Raw genomic sequence first — 4218 nt, 5'->3', positions numbered from 1 at the left:
CCCCGGTTTGGCGGTGGGTTTGGGGTGGGCCGGGGTGGGTCTTGGTTTGCGCCGCCGGGCCGGGGGGGGGGGGGGGGGCCCCGCGGGGGGGGGGGGGGGGGGCGCCCCCGGGGCGACGGGTCAGTGCTTCCCCGCGTCCTTGATCTTCTCTCCGGCCTGCTTCAGGTCGCTCTTCACCTGGTCGGCCTTGCCCTTGGTTTCGATCGTGCGGTCGCCGGTGGCTTTCCCGGCGGCTTCCTTGATCTTGCCGCCGGCCTTCTCCGCCATGTTGCGCATCTTGTCGTCGGTCCCCATGGCAGGTGCTCCTCTCGTCGACGGGGCGAGGTCCGCCCCGGGCCGCGTCTGCCCGGACGGCCGGGTTCCATGCGCGGGTCCGCGGTTCAGTTCCGCTGCTGCCGGGCGCGGGCCTCGGCGGTGGTCGTCAGGTCGTGCAGCCAGCCGTCGAGGCCCTGGCGCAGGATGGCGGTGGCGGCGGGCACGTTCGCGTCGACCTGGGGGCCGGTGTGGGTCTCCTCGGTGCGCACCAGGACACCGCCGTCGACGGCGGTGAAGTTCCACACGTGGACGCCGTCGATGTGCAGGCCCTCGGCGTCGGCGGGGCCGGTCCAGCGGATGCAGGAGCCGGGCCGCACCTGCCGGACGGTCGAGGTGATGTCCAGCTCGGTGGCCGTGGTCGCGGGGTTCGGGGGCAGCGGGGTGGTCCAGTGGAACACCGAACCCCGGCGCAACGGGCCGTGGTCGAGGCGCTCCGCGCTCCGGACCGGGGCCTGCCAGGCGGGCCAGCGCGCGATGTCGGTCTGCAGCTTCCAGACGGTGCGCAGCGGCGCGTGGACCAGCGCCTCGGTCCGGTACCGCACTTTGGCGCCGGGGTCGACGCCGGCCCCCCGGCAGGTGAGGGAGGTGTCGTGGCGCGAAGTGGCGGCCCCGGCCGGAGCGGCGGCGGCGCCGAGCAGGCCGAGGACGAGCGGGGCGGTGACGAGGGCGGCGCGGGCGCCGGTGCTGCGGGTGCCGGACATGGAACTCCCCTTCGTTGACGGGCGGTTCGAGGTGGAGCTAGAAGCTCACGCTTTCGTGAGAAGTTGTAACTCGGCGACGAGGTCGGGGTCAATAGCCTTCGTGATAGCCTCTAACGAAAGCGTGAGTATCTAGGCGCGCATGACGCGGAGGGCGGGCCGGGCATGGCGAAGACGGGCACGGGCACGGACACGCCGCGCGAGCGCTACCGCGCCCAGCTGCGCGAAGAGGTCAAGCGGCACGCCCGGGAGCAGATCGCCATGGCGGGCGCCTCCGCGCTCTCGCTCAACGCGATCGCCAAGCAGATGGGCCTGAGCGGCCCCGCGCTCTACCGCTACTTCGCCGGCCGCGACGAACTGATCACCGAACTCGTCCGGGACGCGTACCGGAGCCTCGCCGACACCCTCGGCGCGGCCGCCGCCGACGGCGCCGACCTCGCCGGGCTCGCGCGCACCCTGCGCGGCTGGGCCCTGGCCGACCCGCAGCGGTACTTCCTGCTCTACGGCACCCCCGTCCCCGGCTACCACGCGCCGCAGGACACCACGGCCGTCTCCGATGCGATCATGCGCACGCTGCTTGACGCCTGCACGGCGGCGACTCCCGGGGCGCCCCGGGCGCCCGAGGCCCCTGAGGCGCCCGAAACCGCGGGGGCGGCGCTCACCGCCCACCTGGCGGCGCACCGGGACTGGGTCGGCGACCACCCCGTCCCCATCGGTGCGATCCACCGCTTCCTGGCCTTCTGGACCCGCCTGCACGGCGTGCTCTCCCTGGAACTCGCCGGGCACTTCGGCGGCATGGGCTTCGATCCCGACCTGCTCTTCGAGGCCGAGCTGGAGGGCCTGCTGGCCCCCCGGTTCTGATCGACCCCCGGTAGGGGTGGGCTCGCTCGTCGGACTCGTCGGACTCGTCGGACCCGTCAGGCCGACGCCCCGAGCGCGGACCCGCCGCCTTGCCGGTCCGCCGCGCGGCACACCGGCCGCGATGGGGCGTGTACGGCCGGTCGCACTCCGATCCGGACGGGTGCGCAAGGCCCCGGATGTTCACAGAACCGTCACTTCGGGTAGTTGATCGACAGCAGTGAGTGGACAGGGGGTGGGGTCAGGGAGTCGCCATGTCGGATCACGATCAGCTCGGCGCGCCTGCCGGTCCGGACGGACGTCCGCCCCGCTCGGAGCGGGTGCCGCAGCAGGGCGCAGCGCCCGGAAGCCCCGCCGGGGACACCCGGCCGCCCCCCGGGGACGCTGCCGCCGCGGGGCCCTGGCACGACCGGATGCTGCCGTTGCTGCGCACTCCGACGGCCGACCGCCGACTGGCGCCCGACCCGTCCGGCGCGGAGCCGCCCGGAGCCGCCGAACCGGCCCGGGTGCTGGACCTCGCACTGCTGGTGGGCGAACTGCTGCTGGCCAGCGGCGAGGCGGCGGAGGACGTCGAGGCCGCGATGCTCGCCGTCGCGCGCGCCTACCGCGTCCACCCGTGCGACCCGCAGGTCACCTTCACCCGGGTGGCGATCTCCTACCAGCCGGGCTCCTCGGAGCCGCCGTTGACGGCGGAGTGCTCGGTGCGCCGCCCGGCCGGTGACTACGCGCGGCTGGCCGCGGTCTTCCGGCTGGTCACCGAGATCGCGGCGGGCGGCGTCACCGTCCACGACGCCCACGACCGCCTGGTCGCCGTCCACCGGCCCAGTCGCCGCTATCCCGTCCGGATCCGCCTGCTCTGCTGCGGCCTGCTGGCCGGGGCGGCGACCCTGCTGGTCGGTGGCCGGGCCGACGCCCGGGCCTGGCTGGTGTTCGCCAGCGCCGTCGTCGCGGCCCTGGCCGGCGACCGGCTCTCCGCCCTGGTGGCGCGGCACGACCTGCCGGCCTTCTACCAGTTCGTGGTGGCCGCGGCCCCGGCGGCCGTGATCGGCATCCTGCTGTCCTTCAACGGGCTGCACCTGCGCGGATCGGTGGTGATCACCGGCGGGCTGTTCGCGCTGCTGCCGGGCTGGCCCATGGTGGCGGCGGCCCAGGACGGCCTCGCGGGCTTCTACCTGACCGCCGCCGCTCGCCTGCTGGAGGCGCTGTACCTGATGGCCGGCGTGGTGATCGGCGTGATGGCCGTCCTGTACGTCGGCGTCAACAACGGCGCCGACCTGGCCGCCCAGGACGTCCCGGCCGCGGCGGACAACCCCCCGCTGCAGCTCACCGCGGCGGTGCTGCTGACCCTGGCCTTCGCGGTGCTGCTGAACACCGAGCCGGCCGCGCTGCCCGCGGTCCTGCTCAACAGCGCGGTCGGCTGGACGACGTACGGGGTGCTGGCCGGCGCCGGCGCGGAGCCGATCCTGGCGACCGGCCTCGCGGCCGGGCTGGTCGGACTGTCCGGCCAGTTGATGGCGCGCTACCGGGGCGCCCCGGTGCTGCCGCACGTCACGGCGGCCCTGGGCCCGTTGCTGCCCGGGTCGGTGCTGTACTTCGGGATGCTCGCCTTCGTCCGGGGGCGGCCCGAGGTCGGGCTGAGCGGGATCGGGCGGGCGGCCGCGATGGCGATGGCCCTGGCGATCGGCGTCAACCTGGGCCGCGAGCTGGCCCGTCTCTTCCTGCCGGTCGCGCGTGCGGCCCCGCGCCCCGGTCCGCCGGCCCGCCGGACGGGTGGCCGCCACCGTCGGTGACGCAGCTCGGCGCGGCGCCGCGGCACCGCGCCGAGCCCGACGGCGAGCGGTGCGCCGAGCCCCGCGTCGAGCCCGGCGGCGCACCGGCGTCGGTCGGCCGGTTTGCCCCGCCGCCGGAGCGGTACACGCGGTGCTGTGAACCACATCGGGAGCGGGCGGTTCCGAGGCCGCCCGCCCGACACCCATCCGCCTGTCCAGCCAGGGAGGCTCCCGTGATCGTGCTCGGCGTCATCCTGCTCATCATCGGCTTCGTCACCAGCATCTCGATCCTGTGGACCATCGGCATCGTGCTGGTCCTCATCGGTCTGGTCCTGTGGGTCGCCGGCGCCCTCGGGCACGCCGTCGGCGGACGCCGCCACTACTACTGAACGGGTCCGGACCGGTTCGGGACCGGGCCGCCCCACCGTCGCGGAAGGAGGTCGGCCACGACCGGCGGAGGGGACGAGGGGGAGCAGCAGGGGGTGGGGGCGGCGGGGCGCGGGCGGGGACGCGGGGGGGGGCGGGGGGGCGGGGGGCCGGCCGCGGGGGGGCGCGCGCTGAGCCTCTGCGGCGGGAGC

5 protein-coding genes are annotated in these 4218 nt (G+C 75.6%); 3 read left to right on the top strand and 2 right to left on the bottom strand.

Annotated elements, in window-relative coordinates:
• Positions 1-120 precede the first annotated feature (120 nt).
• Both ACFV0O_RS31045 and ACFV0O_RS31040 read right to left on the bottom strand, forming a co-directional pair.
• Positions 121-294 (bottom strand): CsbD family protein, encoded by a 174-nt coding sequence (locus tag ACFV0O_RS31045; protein ID WP_380347037.1) that lies wholly within the window; start codon positions 292-294, stop codon positions 121-123.
• A gap of 86 nt (positions 295-380) precedes the next feature.
• Positions 381-1016, bottom strand: a complete 636-nt coding sequence (locus ACFV0O_RS31040; RefSeq protein ID WP_380347035.1) for an SRPBCC family protein — start codon at positions 1014-1016, stop codon at positions 381-383.
• A 162-nt stretch (positions 1017-1178) separates the two neighbouring features.
• Between ACFV0O_RS31040 and ACFV0O_RS31035 the strand changes: the two genes are divergently transcribed.
• The 3 genes from ACFV0O_RS31035 (at position 1179) to ACFV0O_RS31025 (ending at position 4029) form a co-directional block, all read left to right on the top strand.
• Positions 1179-1874, top strand: coding sequence for a TetR/AcrR family transcriptional regulator (locus tag ACFV0O_RS31035; protein ID WP_380347033.1), 696 nt, complete (start codon positions 1179-1181; stop codon positions 1872-1874).
• Between the two features lie 251 nt (positions 1875-2125).
• Positions 2126-3661, top strand: a complete 1536-nt coding sequence (locus ACFV0O_RS31030) for a threonine/serine exporter ThrE family protein (protein WP_380347032.1) — start codon at positions 2126-2128, stop codon at positions 3659-3661.
• Positions 3662-3873: 212 nt separating this feature from the next.
• Positions 3874-4029, top strand: a complete 156-nt coding sequence (locus tag ACFV0O_RS31025; protein ID WP_360255417.1) for a DUF6131 family protein — start codon at positions 3874-3876, stop codon at positions 4027-4029.
• Positions 4030-4218: the final 189 nt, after the last annotated feature.

The sequence above is a fragment of the Kitasatospora sp. NPDC059577 genome (assembly GCF_042735475.1).
Taxonomy (GTDB): Bacteria; Actinomycetota; Actinomycetes; order Streptomycetales; family Streptomycetaceae; genus Kitasatospora.
The sequence above is the reverse complement of the archived record's forward strand: the minus strand, read 5'-3'. Positions and strand labels throughout refer to the sequence as shown.